Annotated in this window: 21 protein-coding genes and 1 tRNA gene; 10 read left to right on the top strand and 12 right to left on the bottom strand. The window is 38.9% G+C overall.

Annotation, left to right across the window (positions count from 1 at the left end; genetic code table 11):
- Positions 1-137 precede the first annotated feature (137 nt).
- Positions 138-1,004, top strand: coding sequence for an HNH endonuclease family protein (locus D5018_RS08240; protein ID WP_121838530.1), 867 nt, complete (start codon positions 138-140; stop codon positions 1,002-1,004).
- Positions 1,005-1,101: 97 nt separating this feature from the next.
- On the opposite strand, the gene D5018_RS08235 is transcribed toward D5018_RS08240, so the two are convergent.
- A tRNA-Leu gene (locus D5018_RS08235) sits at positions 1,102-1,186 on the bottom strand.
- Positions 1,187-1,929: 743 nt separating this feature from the next.
- Here D5018_RS08235 and D5018_RS08230 point away from each other — a divergent pair.
- A complete protein-coding gene (locus D5018_RS08230) occupies positions 1,930-4,611 on the top strand; it encodes a hypothetical protein (RefSeq protein WP_133309256.1) in 2,682 nt (893 codons plus the stop codon).
- 103 nt (positions 4,612-4,714) lie between these two features.
- A complete protein-coding gene (locus tag D5018_RS08225; protein ID WP_121838528.1) occupies positions 4,715-6,769 on the top strand; it encodes a TonB-dependent receptor plug domain-containing protein in 2,055 nt (684 codons plus the stop codon).
- Positions 6,770-6,772: 3 nt separating this feature from the next.
- Here D5018_RS08225 and D5018_RS08220 read toward each other — a convergent pair whose 3' ends face one another.
- The 3 genes from D5018_RS08220 to D5018_RS08210 form a co-directional block, all read right to left on the bottom strand.
- Complete coding sequence (locus D5018_RS08220; RefSeq protein ID WP_121838527.1) at positions 6,773-7,261, bottom strand: hypothetical protein; 489 nt, start codon at positions 7,259-7,261, stop codon at positions 6,773-6,775.
- A 151-nt stretch (positions 7,262-7,412) separates the two neighbouring features.
- Positions 7,413-7,937 (bottom strand): response regulator transcription factor, encoded by a 525-nt coding sequence (locus D5018_RS08215; RefSeq protein ID WP_121838526.1) that lies wholly within the window; start codon positions 7,935-7,937, stop codon positions 7,413-7,415.
- Positions 7,930-9,180, bottom strand: coding sequence for a sensor histidine kinase (locus tag D5018_RS08210; protein WP_121838525.1), 1,251 nt, complete (start codon positions 9,178-9,180; stop codon positions 7,930-7,932). Before D5018_RS08210 ends, D5018_RS08215 begins: the two co-directional genes overlap by 8 nt.
- Positions 9,181-9,411: 231 nt before the next feature.
- Here D5018_RS08210 and metJ point away from each other — a divergent pair, with 231 nt between their 5' ends.
- From metJ to D5018_RS08185, 5 genes are all read left to right on the top strand, one after another.
- Positions 9,412-9,726, top strand: a complete 315-nt coding sequence (gene metJ, locus D5018_RS08205) for a met regulon transcriptional regulator MetJ (protein ID WP_121838524.1) — start codon at positions 9,412-9,414, stop codon at positions 9,724-9,726.
- On the top strand, positions 9,719-10,219 hold the full coding sequence (locus tag D5018_RS08200; protein WP_243637402.1) for a SprT family zinc-dependent metalloprotease: 501 nt from the start codon (positions 9,719-9,721) through the stop codon (positions 10,217-10,219). The genes metJ and D5018_RS08200 overlap by 8 nt, the downstream gene beginning before the upstream one ends.
- A gap of 86 nt (positions 10,220-10,305) precedes the next feature.
- Entirely contained in the window at positions 10,306-10,635 is a 330-nt protein-coding gene (locus D5018_RS08195; protein ID WP_121838522.1) for a hypothetical protein, read from the top strand.
- 79 nt (positions 10,636-10,714) lie between these two features.
- Complete coding sequence (locus D5018_RS08190; RefSeq protein WP_341538260.1) at positions 10,715-10,939, top strand: DTW domain-containing protein; 225 nt, start codon at positions 10,715-10,717, stop codon at positions 10,937-10,939.
- A gap of 16 nt (positions 10,940-10,955) precedes the next feature.
- Positions 10,956-11,198 carry a DTW domain-containing protein gene (locus D5018_RS08185; protein ID WP_121838520.1) on the top strand — a complete coding sequence of 81 codons (243 nt, stop codon included), beginning with the start codon at positions 10,956-10,958 and terminating at the stop codon, positions 11,196-11,198.
- Here the strand turns inward: D5018_RS08185 and D5018_RS08180 are convergent.
- Positions 11,188-11,688, bottom strand: a complete 501-nt coding sequence (locus D5018_RS08180; protein ID WP_121838519.1) for a DUF4124 domain-containing protein — start codon at positions 11,686-11,688, stop codon at positions 11,188-11,190. The genes D5018_RS08185 and D5018_RS08180 overlap by 11 nt on opposite strands.
- 165 nt (positions 11,689-11,853) lie before the next feature.
- Between D5018_RS08180 and D5018_RS08175 the strand changes: the two genes are divergently transcribed.
- On the top strand, positions 11,854-12,288 hold the full coding sequence (locus D5018_RS08175; protein WP_133309255.1) for a hypothetical protein: 435 nt from the start codon (positions 11,854-11,856) through the stop codon (positions 12,286-12,288).
- 53 nt (positions 12,289-12,341) lie between these two features.
- On the opposite strand, the gene panC is transcribed toward D5018_RS08175, so the two are convergent.
- The 7 genes from panC to serA form a co-directional block, all read right to left on the bottom strand.
- Positions 12,342-13,205 (bottom strand): pantoate--beta-alanine ligase, encoded by an 864-nt coding sequence (gene panC / locus D5018_RS08170; RefSeq protein ID WP_121838517.1) that lies wholly within the window; start codon positions 13,203-13,205, stop codon positions 12,342-12,344.
- Between the two features lie 14 nt (positions 13,206-13,219).
- Positions 13,220-14,014 carry a 3-methyl-2-oxobutanoate hydroxymethyltransferase gene (panB, locus tag D5018_RS08165; protein WP_121838516.1) on the bottom strand — a complete coding sequence of 265 codons (795 nt, stop codon included), beginning with the start codon at positions 14,012-14,014 and terminating at the stop codon, positions 13,220-13,222.
- Between the two features lie 69 nt (positions 14,015-14,083).
- Positions 14,084-14,572: a 2-amino-4-hydroxy-6-hydroxymethyldihydropteridine diphosphokinase gene (gene folK, locus D5018_RS08160; protein WP_121838515.1), complete on the bottom strand. Its 489-nt coding sequence runs from the start codon at positions 14,570-14,572 to the stop codon at positions 14,084-14,086.
- Positions 14,565-16,022: a polynucleotide adenylyltransferase PcnB gene (pcnB, locus tag D5018_RS08155; protein ID WP_165905022.1), complete on the bottom strand. Its 1,458-nt coding sequence runs from the start codon at positions 16,020-16,022 to the stop codon at positions 14,565-14,567. The genes folK and pcnB overlap by 8 nt, the downstream gene beginning before the upstream one ends.
- A 70-nt stretch (positions 16,023-16,092) precedes the next feature.
- Positions 16,093-16,806, bottom strand: coding sequence for a hypothetical protein (locus tag D5018_RS08150; protein WP_121838513.1), 714 nt, complete (start codon positions 16,804-16,806; stop codon positions 16,093-16,095).
- 194 nt (positions 16,807-17,000) lie between these two features.
- Positions 17,001-17,531: a hypothetical protein gene (locus tag D5018_RS08145; protein WP_121838512.1), complete on the bottom strand. Its 531-nt coding sequence runs from the start codon at positions 17,529-17,531 to the stop codon at positions 17,001-17,003.
- A gap of 163 nt (positions 17,532-17,694) precedes the next feature.
- On the bottom strand, positions 17,695-18,927 hold the full coding sequence (gene serA, locus D5018_RS08140; protein ID WP_121838511.1) for a phosphoglycerate dehydrogenase: 1,233 nt from the start codon (positions 18,925-18,927) through the stop codon (positions 17,695-17,697).
- Positions 18,928-19,267: 340 nt separating this feature from the next.
- Between serA and D5018_RS08135 the strand changes: the two genes are divergently transcribed.
- Complete coding sequence (locus tag D5018_RS08135) at positions 19,268-20,719, top strand: hypothetical protein (RefSeq protein ID WP_133309254.1); 1,452 nt, start codon at positions 19,268-19,270, stop codon at positions 20,717-20,719.
- Positions 20,720-20,736: the final 17 nt, after the last annotated feature.

Raw genomic sequence — 20,736 nt, 5'->3', positions numbered from 1 at the left:
TTGTGCAAACAAATCCATTTTTATCGTCAGTTGAAGGGAATTTGCAGATCTGATCGCCACTTTTTCAAACAGTTCCATGAAAAAGTTTAATTGCTTAGAAAGTGATCACATTGTGTAGATACCTATGCCTTGATGGAATGTTAACAACGTACCTATATTTTAAAATTTCTGCTAACCCTAAGCACAGGCTTGATAAAGAATTATTAAGTATTTTTGCTAAAGAAAATAAATCATCTTTAAGCATTATCAAGGAAATTGGTGACTTTTCAAAAGCATATATCGCAACATTAAATAGCTATGATAAAAACACCAATTGCTTAAGGTACTTAAAGCATAAAATCTATTGGACTAGTATTTTATCTACAGCAGTGTTCTTGAAGTATGATCATCTAGAAGAATTGAAACATAGCCTAGTTGCTTATTATTATCAAAATTGGATAGCTGGTGCCACTGTTGCCAGAATCAAACAAACATCATTTAACTTGCTCAAGCTGATCAAATCAAATGCCTCTATTGAGGAGATCAATGCTGAGCTTCAAGTGAATTTGAAAAGATATGCCACCACCAAAACATTCAAAGAAGAAATTTACGGAAGTTATGTTTATGGAAGAAAGTGGGATCGGGCTGTTCTTCTATTAATTGAATACTTTAGCTCTGATGGTGATTCAACTACATTTATACCAATTAATAACAAGTTACACCTTGAGCATATTCTTCCTCAAAATCCGATAGAAGAATGGAAAGAAGTATTCAGTGATGAAGAAATAGATGAGTGGACTCATTCCCTTGCCAACTTGACGCTATTATCTTTACGCAAAAACGTTCAAGCTAAAAATTACTCTTTCAAAGAGAAAATTGAAGCATATAAGAATAAAGATAATGTTGTCAGCTCTTTTGTTATTACCCAACAACTCTTTGAGTTCGATAGTTGGGGAATGGATGAGCTACAGACAAGGCAGCATGCGTTGATTAGTAAAATTTATGAAAGACTGGATATTTTTTAGCAAAAATGCTTGGTCAGCTATTGAGGAAATTAAGGCTGGCTAAGCTTCCTTAGACATAAAAAAACCGACTTTCGTCGGCTTAGTGATCTAAAAAATATGGTACCCGAGGACGGACTTGAACCGTCACTTCCGAAGAAATTGGATTTTGAATCCAACGTGTCTACCAATTCCACCACTCGGGCATATCTTTTGGATTTTTACAAACTTTGCAAATCTTTGCAAGGCTTTTGACTGTTAATCTTTTACAGATAAATTATTAAATACAAGAGCTTAGTCAAAAAAATATCGAAGACACTACAAGTTTTGAATCCGTCATGTCTACCAATTCCATCACTCTGGCATTTTTTCTACTAAGGGCTTTACCTTCACAGTGGAATCGAATTATACCCACAGATGGATGAATGGCAAGTGGTTTCCTGTGGGTTTTCTTTAAACTTGGTTTAACCGCACGAAATTCACTCAACAACTAAAGTTTAATTCAGCCCTCTTAAAGTATGGCTTCTAATAATCTGTATAGCACTGGAGGTTAATAAAGATTCATTTGTATTGCCAAATTATCAGATTTTAAATGAATAAAAAATGACGGTTATTAGAGCTTATGTTTTATATACAGAACCACATTGATGGAATGGAAGTCCAAGAATCTTGCTTAAAAACGTGGAAAGAATTTGAACCAAGGCTTGAGCAATTAAATGAGGGTTCCCAGGTTTTTTACATTTCGTTCCCTTTTTGGAGGAGCGCTGAGTACGAAGTCAGCTTAACCGCAGAGGATAAACTAACTATTGATATAACAAGGTCTCGATACTGCCGCTTTTTTTCTCAGCCTATTAGGTATTCAAGGGCTAGAGACTTATTACCTTGCGTGATTGCAGCTACTTATTGTTCAAAATATGTTCCGGAAAGATACGTTGCTAGAAGCATAGACTTGAGTGACACAACCTGGGATAGCCGAGACGTCATTAGGTTAATGTCTACGTTTTGTGAGCAACAACGATTTGTTCGAATTTTAGCCTTTCATGTCTCGTCAGCAACTGACGTACCTGAGGTGTTTTCTTGTCAATTAGCATCGATAGTAAAATCAAAAGAGTTTATGGAGACTTGTGTAGAAGACTACTCGGATGCTTTTACTTTATCTTTCGAAAAAGCGTGTTCGCAATTATCGCTGAAGCAAGTTAATGCCTTGATGGAGAAATCTGGGAAGCATCGTAGCTTTTTTAAAGCCAGCTTTTTGCTCTCAAAAATGTTGGAATTTGCAAATGAAAGCGAAGATCCTATTGCAAAAAGACAATGGCTAGATTGTTTATTAGATAGGGTCATAGCCGACTCAAAAAGTTGTACAGAAATAAATGAGCTACAAGTAAGTTGTGAGCAACAAAGGCTTACTTACGTTTTAGATGCCTTGTTCCAATTAAAATTTGATGAACTATCAAGTCAGCTCTATTTGTTCATTAAGTTATTTAGGTCTACAAGTTCGGCATTGGGGCAAGCTGAGCTAAAAGGCCTGCTGCTCATGGCTCGGTGCACTATTACAATGCTTGAAAGTTTAATATTGGCCTGCATTGATTTGGAGCCAGAGTTTCCTTCAGAAGCAATAGAGATTAAGGCGCAAATTGTAAGGCATGTACCGAGTGCTCTACTGTATCAGTTGCTTAGTAGACTTGAAGGCAATACTGCTATCTACTTAATAAACACAAAAGGCATTTCTAGTGTGCACATTGCTAGATTATTGCAAGAATGTTCTGCTCAAAGTGATTTAGCTCTAGAGAAAGTTATTTTATTGAATTTAGATAAATCCGTGCTTGGTTATGCTCTGGATAAAATTAGCCAAGAAGAATTACCAAGGCTAATGTTTTTTCTACCTAAGGAAACATTTTTATTACAACTAAGAGAGGAAAGGATTAAAACACATGAATTTCGAGCTACGATTTGTAATCACCCTGAGTTTCTTGAGCGATATGCAACTTGCTTAAAATATTTGGACGTTGTGGTTATCGTTGCTCAGGTCGTGTCACCAAATGGATTAGTGGCATTTCTTGAAAAGCAAACTGATCCAGAGGACAAAAGGACAATGCTAGGACTATTTATCGCTAATGCCCCAACCACATCAACATTAATTGATAATTATTTTGCTAGTAAGCCTGAACTCGGTAACAACTTATTTCAAGAGGTTTCCGTTGAGGCTCAAGCCAAAGTGATTCAAGAGGTATCTGAAGAATATTCTATACAACTTCTTCAGCAAGTTAGTACGCAAAAACAGCAAACTATCTTTGAGCTTATTCCCCCTACTGTTGCTTATACCCTATATTTACAGTTACCCGAATCTGAAAAGGTGAAAATTAAAACAGCTTTGTTAGCTCACCCAACTACGAAATCACTATGGTTTTTTAATGGACTGCCTGAAGCTGAGTTAGTCGAATTAGTTTTATCAGATACGTATAAAGTTAATATTAATGGTTTTGACTCTGAAATACTGACTTCGATGATAAAGCATATATTATTGTATAAAAAGTCCGAGTCTTGCGTTGTGTTTTGTAGAAGCCTTAATGATAAAAACTTGCAAGCAATGGCTCAAAAATTGTCGGTGACACAATTGTACGAATTAATGACAGCGCTTCCAAATAATCAAGTAGGAAGGATAGTGCAATGTGATGAGATAAATCCATTTCAAGAATCATTCTTTGAATTTAACCCTAAACTTTACCAGCGCTTATTGCTAACGCTTCCAGCAAAGCTAGTAGCGAATAAAATAAAGTCACAACCAAGGTCAGAGTGCTTAGCGGTGATATTAAACTCAAATCAAAGTGAAAGAATAAAAGATGTTTTTGCTGATATGAGTGGTTTTAATGTACCTGATTTTTTGAATGCGTTAAAACAGTTAGAGCCTAGTCAAAAGCATGCATTTTTTGTGTATGTGAACCATGACGTTGTTGTTAGTTGGTTGAAAACAGATAGAAGTAATTATTGGTTGTCTGCGCTTTTACTTTGCGCAACTGCAAAGCAAGCCATAAAAATATTAACTGGCTCTCTACAAAATGATGTGCCACTCTTGATTGGAGGGGAGCCAGTTGTATTAGACCAGTATCCAAGCGTATTTATAAAGTTATCAGCCGATGCCCATCGGCATATTTTACTTGATAATTTCATACCGCTCACGTCACGACTCCGTTTATTTAATTCATTAGATACGGATAAAAAACAAGCAGTTTTGAATCAGGTTTGTGAATTTGTTGACGTTAAGAAATCGACGCAAAAGAAGGTTCCTATTCAACTATTGATGAAAATGCCTCGACAGTATCAGGCTTCTGTTTTAACTCAATGGATAGAGGAAGGTTTGGGTTCTTTAGAGGCTAAAGGAAACGACTTTTTTATTTTATATATTCTCGAACAAAATGATGAGCAACTTAAAGAAGTTTTAGCACTTGTTGATAAACAAGTTTTGTTTAACTCACTTCATAAATATAACTTTTCTTCAGCATTTTATGAAAAGTTAACACAATGCTTAAGTGAGCCGAAAAATAGCAGTATTTATTCTATGATTCAGGCGTTTATATATCAGGAAAAAACACTCCTTACTTTAATTCAAGAGCGAAAAGCGGCATTGCGTTAAACAATAATTAGTGCGTCATAGTGTCGCAGTTTGTTGTTAATTGATTGATAACATTTATGGTTTTAATCAAAATTTAGTCATAAACAAATAATGGATTATTAATATGCGACTAAATTCTTTGAGTCTTGCTCTAGCATCAATCTACCTTCTATTTCATTCCGCTTGGGCGGAATCTTCTTCTGTTTACGAAGTCATTGAGGTGCGTGGTCATGTTTATAAGCAACAACCTATTGAAGATTTAGTTACCTCTCCAGAGTATTCGATCCCCAGTAGTGATTTAGCGGATTTGTTAACATCACTTCCAGGAGCCAATGTTAATGGCAACGGCCCTATCAGTAAAATTGCGCAATATCGTGGCCTTTATGGCGATCACATTGCGACTAAAGTTGATGGACTGACCTTAGCGGGTGCCGGGCCAAATAGCATGGATGCGCCAATGAGCTATGCTAGTGTGTTACTGACAGAATCCATTGAAATGGTTCGTGGTATCGCGCCAGTGAGTAGCGGAGTGGATACACTTGGTGGCAGCTTAACCGTAAATACCGTTAATCCTGAAGTTGGTGGACAATGGTTACACACGTTAGGACAGTACACGGGAAATGGTCAGCAATCCTATTTAGGCGCATTAGGTAATGTAAGCTGGGGACAGCAGGCTTTACTGCTGCATATTGAACAAGCAAAGGGTAATAAAGTCGTTAAAGATGGTGCAGGTCGTCGAATATTACCTGGTGTTTATGATAAATCTCAAATTGGTGCTAAATACTTAATTGAAGTTACGCCAGACCATCAACTAATGCTTAGTTATGCTGGTGTGAATACAGGTGACTCAGCAACGCCTGCGCTACCGATGGACATAGATTTTATCGATACGGATCGCTACAAACTTTCTGGACTCTCTGAACTGGATTGGGGGCAAATTGAGTGGCATATTGGCTGGCAAAATGCGCGTCATGGAATGGCTAATAATCTGCTTCGCCCAGTAAAAAGTCCGATGATGGCTCGTTATAACCGTGCCGATAGCACGGGGATTGATGCCAATATTTCATTTATCTTAGAGCAGTGGCAATTCGGCTTGGACTATCAGCAGAGTGTTCAAGATTCAATGATCACTAATCCTAATAATGTCATGATGCGAGTTCATAATTTTAATGATGTCGAAGAGCAAACCTTAAGCGCTTTTGGTGAATGGAATCAAAAAGTAGGAAAGCATCATTGGCAACTAGGGGGACGTGTAAAGCAATACCGAAATGATGCTGGTGATGTTGCTCATTCTATGGCGATGCTGAACCCGAACATTAAAGCCTTACGTGATAAATTCAATCAATCTAAACGTAATCAGAATGAAGTTGGTGTTGACCTTGTGGCGCAGTGGTTATATCAAGCGAATGATGAAATAAGCTGGCGAGTGAGCGCTGCACGTAAACAATCAAATCCAAGTTATCAACAACGCTATTTATGGGTACCAATGCAAGCGACAGGTGGGCTGGCTGACGGACGTACTTATATTGGACAAACAGATTTGAAACTAGAAACGGCTCATCAATTTGAATTTGGATTAGATCTAAACGCTAATGGTTTTAACGTTGCACCTAGAGTGTTTTGGCAACAAATTGACAATTATGTACAAGGGGTAGCGGTTACGGATCCGCAAGTCAAAATGGTGGCGATGATGATGGGGGACAAGAACCCATTACAATTTGCCAATACCTATGCTGAACTGTACGGTTTTGATGTTGAAGCTCAATATCAAATTAATGACAATTGGCAGCTCAACATGATTGGCAGTTACACTCGTGGAAAGCGAACGGATATTGATGATAATTTATACCGTTTAGCACCATTATCAGGCTCTGTATCGTTAAGTTATCAGCAGCATAACTGGCGCACTCAGGTGATATGGCGTGGTGCAGCGAGTCAGGATAAAGTATCAAGTATTCAAAGTGAGCAAGCCACATCAGGTTATGGCTTAATAAATCTGTTAACCGCTTACGAAACTGAAAAGTGGTTGCTAAAAGCTGGAGTAAGCAATGTATTTGATAAAGAGTACCAAGATCATTTAGCCGGTTATAACCGTGTAATGGGCAGTGATATTGCTATTGGTGAGCGTTTACCCGGCTATGGCCGTCAAATTTGGGCGTCAGTGTTGTATAGCTTTTAGAGGTTAATACCACTCTTTCAAAAGTGTAAAGTGTTGAATCACGTTCTGACCGGGAACACACCATGAATGATTGTGATTATCGTCAGAAGCTACAGATAAGTCCTTTGTTTTGAAAACTTCTTTTGGCATTAATCCGTAATAAGTCCTAAGAGTATTCAAAGGTATGCTTTCTAGCTCAGAATATTCATAGTCGCTGAAGTAAGCGCAAACACTTCTTTCGGGGCGTGGTAGATCAGAAAGTGATACTTCAACGCCGCAGTTAAAAAGTGGATCATTTACTTTACAGGTGACTATGTCGTAAGGGAAATGGTGGTGAAATGAAAAATAAATGTCATCTGAAGGTCTAGATATGGATATCTGATAGCAGGTAGAATTATGTTCGCTGTTTTTATGAGAAATATTCAATACAAATTCGGTCAGCGTTGTTTCACTGCCACTGGTAAAAGCGCGATCTAGTAACGAGTATTTTATAGGATAATCGCCAGTTATCATGCTTAACATCCCCCTTAAATTGCTATTGTTTCGTCTTGATGTATTGAAAGTTCAGTCCCTATTGGTTTTATTTGATAGCTAAAATTCGCTATCACTATGATAACGAACTAATACTTAATAGAATATGAATTCAGGGCCATTGGCTGCTTTGTCAAACCGGTTTTTTAGCCAATTTTCTTTGCAGAGTGCGTCGATGCATCCCCAATTGTCTTGCCGTCGCTGAAACGTTGCCGTCATTAGCATTAAGTACTTGCTGAATGTGCTCCCATTCCAAACGCTTAGGGGTCATCACTTCGTCTTCGTCTACAAGTTGGTTAACTTCAACTTTCTGCTCGTTTAAGGCCAGTAATAAGGTTTGGGTGTCAGCAGGTTTGGTGAGATAGTTGTCCGCCCCTAAGCGAATGGCTTCAACAGCGGTAGCGATACTGGCAAAGCCGGTTAGTAATACGATTTTGGCTTTGGGTAATATGGCTCTTAGTGGCTGTATTAAATTTAAGCCGTTTTCTTCTTCTAGTTTCATATCCAGTAAAATATGACTCGGCTGGTGTTGTCTTGCCAACAATAATGCTTGAGTTCTGTTGTGACAGGATTCTACTTCAAAACCATGATTACTTAACCGTCTTTGTAAAATTAAAGCTAAGCTGGCGTCGTCTTCAATAATAAGTAATTTATTCATAGTTTGAATCTTCAGTATTCGTTATTGTAGGTAAGGTTATCGTAGCAATACAGCCTTGTTCTGGGTGTTGAGTTAAGCTTAATGAGCCCAGATTTCGCTCTAAACTTGCATGGGTCAACATCAATGCTACTCCAAGTCCTTTTTCACTTGGAATGAATTGTTTGCCTAAGTAGGGACGTAAGCTTTCATCAATGCCATTACCAAAGTCGCGAATTAAAATTTTGCATTTACCTTGTTGATTTTGTTGTGTTGATATTTCTATTTTTGATTCTGATGTCGCGGCTTTAGATGCTTTACCAGCATTATCAATTAGAGTGATAAGCGCAGGTAAAATACCATGATCAACATGGAGTATTTGTGAGCTTTTTTCTGTTATGTCCCAATCAATTAAACATTGAGGCAGTAGCAACTGTGCTTTCTTTTTAGTATCAAGCAATAGTTCACTGAGTTTTATTTCACGCTTTTTACCATCACGAATGGCATCAGTAGCCAGTCGTAATTCTTGTAGGCTGGACTCACAACGAGACAGGTTTCTGCTTAGTTCTTCAAAAGCTTCTTTGGAAGGGGATTGTTGTAGCTCATCCAGCCATAATCGCATTGAACATAATGGTGTGGCGAGTTGATGTGCCATTTGAGCCGATGATGCGCCTAGGGCAACCAGCTGTTCTTGTTTGAGTTGTGATTCACGTAAAGCACTGACTTGAGAATCTCTTTGTTTTAATTTTGCGGTAAACAACACCAACCCAGTATTAAGCACTATTATCGATAAAATAAAATTAAGCCACATGCCGATATAATGAGAACTCATGCCCATTTGTGCCATATGTTTCATGTGAGGGTCAAAATACAGCATAACGCTATAAGCGATGCAGTTCATCCCGCTGAATAACCAAGATTTTCTAGGCGACATGGTGATGCTAGAAATGGCAATAGGAACCAATAAAAATGAAATGAAAGCATTGGAGGCTCCCCCTGTGAGATAAAGCCAAGCTAACCAAAAACTATTGTCCATCAGTAAAAGATAAAAATGTTGTGATCTAAACTCTTTAAGCTGATTAATTTTTTTGTGGCTGAACAGTAAATACCCGAGTTCAATTGCGAACAAGTAAATTAGAATTGAAGACTGATGAGTGAGCCCAAACCAGTCACTTAATCCGTAACTGAGAATAAGGCGAAATCCCCATCCCAGATAGCGAGAAAGCGTTAAGATCAGCTCAAGTTTATTGATGTTTAAAGGATTCATTTTTATTTGAGCCTTATGTAAATGTTTGGTTTTTATAGTAATTGCGATGTGTAAAATACCAGAAACTCAAATGATAACAGTAATGAAATGAGAAAAAATGTGTTAAGACAAACTTTGGTTACTAATTGAAAATAATTATGATTTTTTCAGAGCCAATATCGCGTTATAATTGACTACCAATAGTAAGGGTATAAAATCCTTCTTTAATTATTTAGTTAAATAGGTGGAAAAATGGCCAAGTGGAACGGAGACTATATTAGTCCATATGCAGAACATGGAAAGAAGAGTGAGCAGGTCAAAAAGGTTACCGTATCGATTCCACTAAAAGTGTTAAAAGTGTTGACCGATGAGCGCACTCGTCGTCAGGTTGGCAATTTACGTCACGCTACCAATAGCGAATTGCTTTGTGAAGCATTCTTACATGCTTATACAGGCCAACCGCTACCATCAGACGAAGATTTAGCAAAAAGTCAGCCAGACAGTATTCCTGCTGAAGCTAAAAAAATGATGGATGAAATGGGGATTGAGTGGGAAGAGCTTGAATAGCACCTCTTTAAAAGCTTTATTAGAGCAAACGCTGCATCAAGTTGAGTTGTGTTACCAACAGGCTGAACAAGAGTTGCAGCGCTCATTTCCTCGCCCTGAGATCAGTTTTAAACTCAGAGGCCGCAGTGCTGGAATGGCACATCTTCATCTCAATAAACTCCGCTTTAACCAACAGATGTTGCAAGATAATGGCGCAGCATTTATCAATGAAGTTGTTCCCCATGAAGTCTGCCATTTGCTGTGTCATCATCTCTATGGGCGAGTAAAACCTCATGGTAAAGAATGGCAAAGCTTGATGTTGGGGTTGTATCAACAACAGCCAAAGACCACACATAGCTTTGATGTTGTGTATCGACCTCAACAAACGGTGGATTATCGGTGTAATTGTGGTGTAGTGAAATTGACCATTCGACGACATAATAAGGTGGCTCGAAATCAAGCGTCATATCGTTGTAAAAATTGTTTACAAACCTTGACGAGTTCAGAGCTTTAATTTTGTTAACATAATAAAATTCAGTGAGGGTTAAGCAACATTCTGAAACAATGCATTACCTTGGCTTAACTAATAGCATAATATTTATGGCTGTATCACCATATTCACCACTATCTCCATATATTACAGATGATGACGCACTAAACGATGCTCAAAGGCAGAAGATTGACTGTAACAGGAAAGAGTTAGCTTTGAATTTGCTTGCATATGGCGTTGTGGTCGGCTCTATTACGAACCCTGTTATTGGAGGCATTTCAATGACTATTCCGCTATTTTTTACGCCGTTTTATCATTATATTGAAGACACAAAAGGCATTCCTGAACCCAAAAATTATGGAGAAACAGCTATATTGTTTTTCTCAAATCCAGTTCGTGAAGCACCAAAGAAGATCGCAAGTTTTTTTAGCTTGTCTTGATGAGAATTAACCATTTAACAGTATTAGGTATTTCTGGCAGATAAGATTTTGATTGTAATATCATTAGAGTGAACGACCAATTGTAAAACGGACATTTATGAACATCATTCTGTTAACTCATCAACGGGAGTTATCAAAAAAGACCAATACGGGTGTATTGGTGACAGATGTATTAGAGGAAAGTGCAAAAGTAATCATTTGGGAAAGAACTAATCCATCCCCTGATATATTGACTGCAATAGAAAAAGGCAAGGTAGCATTGCTGTATCCGACAGATGTAAAGTGCACCTGCTTCAGCAAGTGATGATTTTGATAGTTATATTGTATTAGATGGTACTTGGCAGGAAGCACGCAAAATTTACAATAAAAGCTCTTACCTTAAAGAGTTGCCTAAAGTGAAAATTGAACCATCAAGTACGTCAATATACCAATTAAGGCGTAATCAAAAGCCCAATGGATTATGTACGGCAGAATGTGTTGCTGAGCTATTGAAAGCAAAGGGAAGTGTTATGGCAGCAGAAAAACTACAGGCTAGGTTAGCTGATTTTGTTTCTAACCCTTAGCATCCTCATCAATCTGTAAATAATGTTTAGACAGCGCTTTAATTTTGGCTTGATTTATGGCATTTAGAGAGTCAAAGTGCTGGTGGATCTGTTTTATTTTTTCTAAGTATTTGGGGTTATTCGCAGGAATATCTTGCCAGTAGCGATTACGCTCTATTTCTTGTAACTCACCATTTTTTACGACCTTATTAAAACTGATTTCTCGCTTAAGACGAATGATCTCACTACGAATGAGTTTTAATAGTTTACCTCGACTGACAGTGCCTTTTTTTAATAGTACTTTTAAAGGATCTTCTTTGCTTGACTCTTTGTCTAAGTCTATTTCGTTGATAATGCCAGATTGATAGTTGATTTGTTGGCGCTTATAGCCATTAGGGCAGGTTGTTTGAGTGTAAACGACTTTCTCACCAAGCGTACATTTTAAGAAGCTATTAGTGTGGGCTAAGGGACAAAGTAACAGCATAAGCAGAGTGACGACAAACCTAGCCATTGGGAGTGATTCCTTTCATGTTTATCCTTTATTTAGAGCAATCATTTGCCCTAATGCTGCTTTAACTAGTTCAAGCATAATACAAAAAATTGACAGATTACAGAAAATGTTGATTTTTTGACTATACTCAAATTTTGTTATCCGCAAAATGAAGTACAAGGAAGTATGATGAGCGTCGGATCAATTAAACCTTCAAATATTCAAAAGCTTTTATCCCGTCAGCAGCAACGTCAAGCAGACGGTAAAAAAATCACTACAAATCAACTTGCTGTTCAAGGCCATATATTTCGTATCGAACAATTTATAAAAGATACTGAAAGCCGATTAATCTCGCTGTTTCACCATCTTGATTTATTGAACAATGCCATTGAAACATCGGACGATAACTTCATTCAATCCATCCCCAACACCATGAATGCAATCACTGATTTAGATAACCTGAAACATCAGTTAGATTATCATTGTCAGCATAACACCAAAGTGATTAAAACCGTTTCTAAACTTGAATTACGCGAGTTAGATGGAGTGGTTAGTGCAAGAATGGACCTAGTAAACGCTGCGATTCAAATCGATTGGAAAAAGTTTGAGAGCCAAAGCTAATCGATAGAATATAATATAAATGACACGCCGTTTTAGGCGTGCCATTTATATATTTACGCGAATCTCTTTCTCTGGAAACATTCATTATCGATTAATCTGGCCTTACCTAGCCAAGCCGCCGCTAATACTACTAATGATTTATCTTCAGGAGTGACTTCTTGCAAAGTGTCAGCATGACGAACTATCAAGTAGTCAGGCGTTAAACCCTCCGCGATAAGAGATGCTTTAGCATGTTCTATTGCAGTATCAATAATAACGCCGCCTTGCACTTCTTTAATAAACCAATCTAAGGTTTGTTTGATTGCCGCAGCCGTTTCTCTTTGTTTGGTTGTGAGGTAATTATTGCGAGAACTCATAGCAAGACCATTGCTTTCGCGATAGGTATCAACCCCAATGATGTGAATCGGAAGATCCAAATCTTTAACCATGTTCTTAATAATTGCTAGTTGTTGATAGTCTTTTTGACCAAAAACGGCAACATCTGGCTGCACCATGTTGAATAGCTTTAGCACTACAGTAGCAACACCAATAAAGAAGTGAGGGCGGCTTTCACTTTCACCACAGTTGCCGATTACGTCTTCAGGTACAATCACTTTAGTACTGTTTTCAGGCCCTTTGGGGTAAATCAAATCTGTTGTTGGCGTGAATACCAGAGCTGTTCCTACTTCCTTGAGTGCTTCTAAGTCAGCGTTTAAAGTTTTAGGGTAGCTGTCTAGGTCTTCATGTGCTGCAAACTGTAATGGGTTTACGTAGATTGAAGCGACAACATGATCAGCGTGCTTTAGTGCCGTTGTCACTAAAGAAAGATGACCCTGATGTAAGTTTCCCATTGTTGGAACAAAAGCGACGGTTTCACCTTTGGCTTTCCACGCTTTTATTTGGTTACGTAGTTCGGCTAATTCTGCTGTTACTTTCATTACTCATTAATCACTTAATTAAACGTGTGTTCTTCGGCAGGGAATACTCCGTCAGCGACTTCTTGAATAAAGGCTTTGACGGCAAGGCGAATATCACCCGTTTGAGCAAGGTAGTTTTTTGAGAACTTTGGAATATAACCGCTGGAGATCCCCAAAATGTCGTGCATTACTAAGATCTGACCATCGGTATCTTTACCAGCCCCAATGCCAATTACTGGAATGGTTAAGGTTTCAGAGATTGTTTGTGCCAACTGAGCCGGAATACATTCAAGCACTAAGAGTTGGGCGCCTGCTTGCTCAATGGCTTTGGCTTCCTCAAGAATGCGTTGAGCGTTTTCATCACCTCGCCCTTGAATTTTAAAACCACCAAATACATGCACAGACTGCGGGGTTAAACCTAAATGAGCACAAACTGGCACACCACGCTCCGTAAGCATGGTGATGGTTTCTAGGAGCCAATGTCCGCCTTCTAATTTGACCATGCTAGCGCCAGCTCGCATTAGCTGAGCTGCACTTTCCATGGTTTGCTCTGGTGTGGCGTAACTCATGAACGGCATATCAGCGATGACCAGTGCACGTTTAACAACATTCGCTACACAGCGAGTATGGTAGGCAACTTCTTCCATGGTAACCGCACAGGTATCTTTGCCACCTTGGATCACCATTCCAAGAGAATCACCGACTAATAATACATCAATGCCTTCTTCGTCAAATGCACCAGCAAAACTAGCGTCATAAGCGGTTAGCGCTGTAAATTTTGTTCTATCTTGCTTGAGGTTAAGCAAGCTTGAAGTGGTAACTTTAGCCATAGATTCTACTTAAGGTAAAAAGTGTTAATGGAACGCAGATTTGAATCCTGAAGATTTTGTAAGCACTTGTCAATGATCTGAATCTAGCTCTTGCAATTCAGATCGTAACTTAGCAGAAATCAGGCTCTTAAGGGGGGTTTCACAAGGCAAAATGAGCTCTGGTGAGAGATTAAACAAGGGAACAAGTACAAAAGAGCGTTGTTTCATACCGTAATGGGGGATGGTTAAACGTTCAGAGGTCATAACAAGGTTATCGTACAACAAAAGATCAAGATCTAGGGTTCTAGGTCCCCAATGTTGGAGCCTGACTCGACCTTGTTGTTGCTCAATAGCTTGTAATGCATCTAGTAGCTCAAGGGGAGAGTGTTGAGTTTCAATGCTAGCAACGGCATTGATATAATCAGGCTGTTTAAACTCTCCCATAGGCACTGAAGCATAATAGGGAGAGATTTGAAAACTTCCGGTTTCAGCTAATGCTTCTAGTGCTACGCAGGCGGCATCGAGTTGCGCCTTGGGTTGTTCTAAATTAGCGCCTAAGGCGATATAAGCTTTAGCCATTCTGTTGTTCATTTCTAGGTTTGCGAGGAGCACGACGGCGTCGTTTAGAGCCATTTCGATTACGATTGTTGGCTTTATTCGCTTGGCGAGCAATATCAGTACGCTCTTCGTCTGACGCGTCTACAAATGAGCGCCACCACTTGGCTAGTTGGTTAACTTTGCCTGATTCCACTTCTCCACGCATCAATAATAAATCGTAAGCTGCGCGGAATTTTGGATGCTCTATTAATTTAAATGCACGAGTGCCTTGGTTTTTTTCTAGTCTTAATTGCAGCTGCCAAATTTCTTTTGAAACTGTGCTGAAGCGGCGTGGTATTCCAATACTGCGACATTGTTGCTCCATCACATCTCCCATGGCAGCAACAAAGGCATCATAATGGGATAAGCCACCTTCAGTCATGATATCAAGCGCTTTTTGCTGCAATGGATACCAAAGTATTGCGGCATAAAAATAGGCTGGAGTGACAGTTTTTCCTTGCTCGATACGGCGGTCAGTATTTCTGAAAATCAATTCCACCATCTTTCTGAGCGTAGGATCCGACTCGTCATCCATTCCACGAACGACTTGTGGAAATAGAGGTTGGAATAAGCCGAAATCGTATAATAAATGATAATTTTGTACGGCTTTACCGTTGAAGAACAATTTAGAAACTTCTTCAAACATACGAGCCGCCGGAATGTCGCCCAGTAGTGGCGCTAACGTTTTTATCGGTGCTGCCGTTTCTGGCGCGATTTTCATGTCCAATTTTGTGGCGAAACGCACGGCTCGGATCATACGAACTGGATCTTCTCGGTATCGAGTTTCAGGATCGCCAATCATTCTGATTGCACCTTGCTCGATATCTTGAATTCCACCACCATAACTGTGAATAGAAAAATCACTAATGTCGTAATAAAGTGCATTTACTGTAAAGTCACGACGCTCAGCATCTTCATCAATCGTGCCATAAACGTTATCTCTGAGTAGTCGACCTTCAGCGTTTGATTTCGAAATTTTGTCATTCGTTTGTTTATGGTGACCACGAAGTGTTGCTACTTCAATGACATCGCGCCCAAAAACAATATGGGCAAGGCGAAAGCGACGACCGACAAGGCGACAGTTTCGGAACAGCTTGCGGATTTCTTCAGGTTTAGCATTGGTGACAACATCAAAATCTTTTGGCTCTAAGCCTAAAAGTATGTCACGTACTCCACCACCAACTAAATAGGCATCAAACCCCGATTTGTGCAGACGATATAGCACTTTCAGCGCATTTTCGCTGATCTGCCTGCGGGAAATATTATGAGATTTTCTTGGGATGACTTGTAAGTCTAAACCATTGTCATTGTTTACCACTTGGTCTTGTGTGGCTGTTGGTTGCTCAAATAGCTGCTTACAAAACTGACTGATCCTGCGAAAAATGGGACACCTCGTTGAATATAAAAGTACCTGAAATTTGGCGGCTATAATATCTCATATACTGCCAAGTCCCAAGTACTATGAGTTAAATCGAACTGTTAATTATATTTCAATGAGTCAGTTAGAACTTATCGCTCTTTTTACAAAAATACCCCATCGGTTCTTGCGAACTCGAAAAGACTAAAACGCCAAATGCTGCACCTGCCGCATACACTATGCGTTTCAGGAAATATTGGCTAAACCAACCCCAGCTGAACCATGATGATTTAGAGGAACTCGAAGTATTAGAAGTGTAGCTTCTACCCGATGACTTCGGCTTTGACTGCGCCTTCTTCGTTACTTTATTCTGTTCAAGTACTTCGGAAGAGATAACAGAAGATGGTGATTCTATGCTATTTATTTGTGGACGTGCAGCACTGAGCTGAACTGGAGTCCTATTCGATGAATTAGTGCGTTGTGATTTCTTCTTTAATTGATTGACCAGCCTACTTTTCAGTTGAGTGTTGCTATTGATGGTAATAGTCGCTTGTTTATTTAAAGAACTAATTAACAACTCTGACTGTCGAGTAGATGAGGCGAGTGATGGTGCCTCTGCTTCACTTCGAATTTCAAAAAATTGGCAGATAATTTTTTTATTTCTACGCCCTTGAGATGCGAGAGTAAGTGCGACATTGAATTGCTTAAATGTGCAATCTGGTTGCGTAATTTCTACCGTTTTTGTTTCGTTTTCAAGATTACGCAGATCAGCCACCGATATCTTTGTGGCGCAGTAATCGCCATCTTTATTTGTTTTATAGGTGGGATGAATAACAGTACATGATTGAGATACTGCCATTACTCCCCCGAAAATTTAAGGTAACTGGTTCTAATTAATCATGATTTAGGAACTAATGACAACGAACAAAAACACTTTTATTAGATTAAAAATATCTCAATTGTATGATTTAGTTTTATCGCTAATATCGCACAATAGAGATATTCTCACTTGAGTGAGTTAGAGCTAATTAAAACATTTACAAAGCTTCTTAATTAATTGACGAAAGCAACCTTGAGTTTGTTGGGGGGATATCCCTCGGTCTGTATAAGTAAAGGTGTCGTCTCACCTAAGTATTGTATGCTTGTGCCTCCTGCATTTATCGGCGCAGGAATGGATCTTTGTTGTTCTTCAGGGGCAATAACTTTCCAAGATGTGCACCGCTTCAATAGAGCTGCTCTAAGTCGAGCATTATGATTTATCTTATTGTTTGCTCGTTTACTTATTTTTGTCAACAGTGGTTCGGTCAGTGTTTGGTTGCCTTTAAGTGTGGTTTGGCTGTCACTGCTAGAATGAAACGTACAATTAACATTGTCAGTAGAGAATGCCTTTCTATAAGCAGATAATTTAACTTCATATTCTTCGTACCTATCATCGGTATTAGGCAGGCGTATCATTACCTTTTTGATACCGCTTTGGAGTCCACTCAGTTCTTCCGCTGATATGTCTTGAACATTATAAGAGTCAGGAGTATTACCACGAGTGTAAATAGGGTTAATGCACACACATTGCAAAGCAGACGACATCTTTGCCTCATAAAACCTTTTAGAGCAAAGTACAGTAATCACGATTGAGCTACAAAAAGCAAAGCAAGAATGTTAGTTATTAGAGCAATAATTTATAAATTGAAAGAATATGTTCTTTGATAACGATTGAAAGCTGTAGCTCTCAATCGTTATCTCAAGCTCTTTAAAACAATACTCGTACTCGAATGGTTTCTTTGATCGTATTTAATTCTGCAAGTGCCGATTCCGCTTGGTTTGATTCGACCTCCATAACGACATAACCAATATCACCTTTAGTTTGTAGGTGTTGTGCAGAAATGTTGATGCCTTTTTCTGAAAAGGCTTGGTTAATTTGAATCAAAACCCCAGGTTTGTTTTGGTGAATATGCAGTAAGCGAGAGCGACCCTCATGAGATGAAAGTGATACCTCAGGGAAGTTGACCGCACTGAGGGTTGAACCATTATCAGAGTATTTAGCTAATTTACCGGCAACCTCAATACCAATATTGGCTTGTGCCTCTGCAGTGCTGCCACCTACGTGAGGGGTCAATATGACGTTGTCTAAGCCACGAAGTGGGCTGTTAAATTCATCTTGATTAGACTTAGGCTCAACAGGAAATACATCGACAGCGGCACCAGCAATATGACCTGCACTTACAGCTAAAGCTAACGCCTCAATATCTACCACTGTGCCACGTGAAGCATTGATCAGGTGGCTGCCTGCTTTCATTTTTTCAAGTTGAGCAGAGCCAATCATGTTTTTAGTGGTGTTGGTTTGTGGCACATGCAAGCTCACAATGTCTGACTGAGCTAATAACTTATTCAGCGTTGCTACTTGTTTGGCATTTCCCAAAGGCAGCTTTTTTTCAATATCATAGAATATGACCTGCATGCCAAGGGTTTCAGCCAGAATGCCTAACTGAGTACCAATGTGACCATAACCAACGATGCCCAAGGTTTTTCCACGTACTTCATGGCTACCTGCCGCTGACTTTAGCCATTGTCCACGGTGAGCCTTGGCATTTTTTTCAGGGATCCCACGCATCAACATGATGATTTCGCCGAGCACTAACTCAGCCACACTGCGAGTGTTAGAAAAAGGGGCATTAAATACAGGAATGCCTGCCTCTGCCGCTGCGTCTAAATCTACTTGATTAGTACCGATACAAAAACAACCAATCGCCGCGAGTTTATTCGCTTTACTAATGACTTCTTTGGTTAACTGAGTACGAGAACGAATGCCAATAAAATGAGCATCTTTTATCGCTTTTTTGAGATCATCACCTACCAAGGACGACTTATAAGACTGAATGTTGGTATAGCCTTCTTGTCTTAGAACCTCTTCCGCAGAAGGGTGAAGCCCCTCAAGAAGTAAGATGTTAATTTTGTTTTTATCAAGCGAATGCTTGGCAGACATGGAAACCTCAATTGATTTGTAGCGGTAAGTAATTATTTTACAGTTATATCAATTTTATAACCATTGACAAACAGCCATAAACAGAAAAGTGATTTCATAAGTAAATATAGGAAAGTGTCCACTAAATTAATGTTGGTTTAGATTCCTGTGAAAACACTTCATTTGGGCTATAAATATGTAATCTGCTTATCCTTATATTTTGATAGGATTTTGAGTGTTTGACTTTCCCCGTATTAAAACAACTCCTGATTTGGAAGAAGTGTTCAAGTTATACAATAACGTTGCTGCATCTCCCAGCAATGAAAGTAGGGCAATAACGCTTCATGTAGAAGGAGGTATAGTGGATTCATGTTTTAAGGTATCTGTTTCAGTACATGATCAGTTGAGTATTCAAGAAATCAGCATAAAGACTTTTTTTGTTGAAATAAAAACTCAAGGTAAAGCCATAAATTCGAGTTCAATGGGAGATGATAAAAGCACAAAGTTTACTCTTTATAAGGTTATTTTTTTTGATTCAAGATTAACTCCTCGTAATCGAGCCATTGAATTAGCAGGAATGCCTATACGTAAAGCGCAAGCGTACGTTATTCGGTTGTCTAAAAGGGAAATGATTAGAACTTTCATAGCGATGTTTCAACTGGCAGGGAACACTGTTTCTGGAAGCGGGGAATTGCAAATAAGTGATAATGTTGCAATGGATCAGGAAAGAAGGGAGTTAGAAGACACACTGGATAAAATTGATGCTGAGTTCTCTTGCTATCAAGAAATTAAAAGGAAATTAAAAAACATGGTCGGTGTTGAAGCTGAATCACAACTCGCTCAGTGCAGAAATGAATTTGCAGAAGCTTTATCTAAAAGGCGAAGACCTTCTGATCAAAAGCAGAGAAATCGTACTACCCGCTTGAATCAAATTCCAGATGCGCCAAACAGAGCAGAAAGCAATGTGGCCTATTTACTAATGCTATCAGAGGATGAACGTACCTTAGAAAGATTGGGTAAATATCGAGTTCATTCAGAGCTTACAGAAGAACAAGCCGAGGGTATTTTAACCAGCATTCAGCAAGAGTTTAAAGATCAAAGGCACAGCTTGGTTGAACGATTAAAACAATTAAGACTGCCTGCAAAGGCAGTAGAATTCAATGGCCGATTGCTGCTTGATTGTATATGGTATAACTATACTGAAAGTTACGAAGATATTTTAAAACTGATATTACAAACCTCAGATTTTTTGCCTTACCTTGATTTTTTTTGTGGATCGAAATACATGTATGGCAGTTTAACTGGCGCATTAGCCAAAGCTAATACTAGTGATAAATTCACCGTTGAATTCTTGACTTCAAAATCACAGCCTTTTCAACATCAAGCTATTGAAAAATTCGCACTGACTAATGAAGGAATTTGTCGAATTGTAAACTTAGTTGATTATCTTGTTAGGCAGTCATCAAATGGATTAATGACTGATAAATTAAGACTGCTACTCTCAGTTATTGGTAGATGGATAAATGCAGAACAAGAAAGTGATTCAACACGAACTTTTCTTCGAAATTCACCTGCCTCTGAAGAATCAAGTGAACCAAATGAACAAGTTAACATCGCGGCGAAGAGAGAAAGTAATGAGCAAATAATCGTAACTTTGAAAGAAAGTTTTGATGCAACAGATAGTTCATCCAGTCAAAATTGCACTGACGAGACTATAGAAGTATTTGAGTGGGTGCTGAATACACCGGTTCAAAAGGTGTTATATAAAGTTAGCCCAGAAGGTTTTGCGCTGCTAAAGCCTTATATAAAATAAGGAGCATACCTAACAAA

The organism is Parashewanella curva, assembly GCF_003675895.1.
Lineage (GTDB): Bacteria > Pseudomonadota > Gammaproteobacteria > Enterobacterales > Shewanellaceae > Parashewanella > Parashewanella curva.
Note: the sequence above shows the minus strand (reverse complement) of the source record. Positions and strands in the feature narration are given on the sequence as shown.

Bases quoted from the DNA above. Each gene is read 5' to 3' on its own strand.
- D5018_RS08210 (WP_121838525.1), bottom strand. From the start codon at position 9,180: ATGAATCCTTTAAACATCAATAAACTTGAGCTGATCTTAACGCTTTCT.
- folK (WP_121838515.1), bottom strand. From the start codon at position 14,572: ATGGCTAAAGCTTATATCGCCTTAGGCGCTAATTTAGAACAACCCAAG.
- D5018_RS08175 (WP_133309255.1), top strand. From the start codon at position 11,854: ATGATGAGCGTCGGATCAATTAAACCTTCAAATATTCAAAAGCTTTTA.
- panB (WP_121838516.1), bottom strand. From the start codon at position 14,014: ATGGCTAAAGTTACCACTTCAAGCTTGCTTAACCTCAAGCAAGATAGA.
- D5018_RS08195 (WP_121838522.1), top strand. From the start codon at position 10,306: ATGGCTGTATCACCATATTCACCACTATCTCCATATATTACAGATGAT.
- D5018_RS08145 (WP_121838512.1), bottom strand. From the start codon at position 17,531: ATGTCGTCTGCTTTGCAATGTGTGTGCATTAACCCTATTTACACTCGT.
- D5018_RS08180 (WP_121838519.1), bottom strand. From the start codon at position 11,688: ATGGCTAGGTTTGTCGTCACTCTGCTTATGCTGTTACTTTGTCCCTTA.
- panC (WP_121838517.1), bottom strand. From the start codon at position 13,205: ATGAAAGTAACAGCAGAATTAGCCGAACTACGTAACCAAATAAAAGCG.
- D5018_RS08220 (WP_121838527.1), bottom strand. From the start codon at position 7,261: ATGATAACTGGCGATTATCCTATAAAATACTCGTTACTAGATCGCGCT.
- D5018_RS08225 (WP_121838528.1), top strand. From the start codon at position 4,715: ATGCGACTAAATTCTTTGAGTCTTGCTCTAGCATCAATCTACCTTCTA.
- D5018_RS08150 (WP_121838513.1), bottom strand. From the start codon at position 16,806: ATGGCAGTATCTCAATCATGTACTGTTATTCATCCCACCTATAAAACA.
- metJ (WP_121838524.1), top strand. From the start codon at position 9,412: ATGGCCAAGTGGAACGGAGACTATATTAGTCCATATGCAGAACATGGA.
- D5018_RS08240 (WP_121838530.1), top strand. From the start codon at position 138: ATGTTAACAACGTACCTATATTTTAAAATTTCTGCTAACCCTAAGCAC.
- serA (WP_121838511.1), bottom strand. From the start codon at position 18,927: ATGTCTGCCAAGCATTCGCTTGATAAAAACAAAATTAACATCTTACTT.
- D5018_RS08215 (WP_121838526.1), bottom strand. From the start codon at position 7,937: ATGAATAAATTACTTATTATTGAAGACGACGCCAGCTTAGCTTTAATT.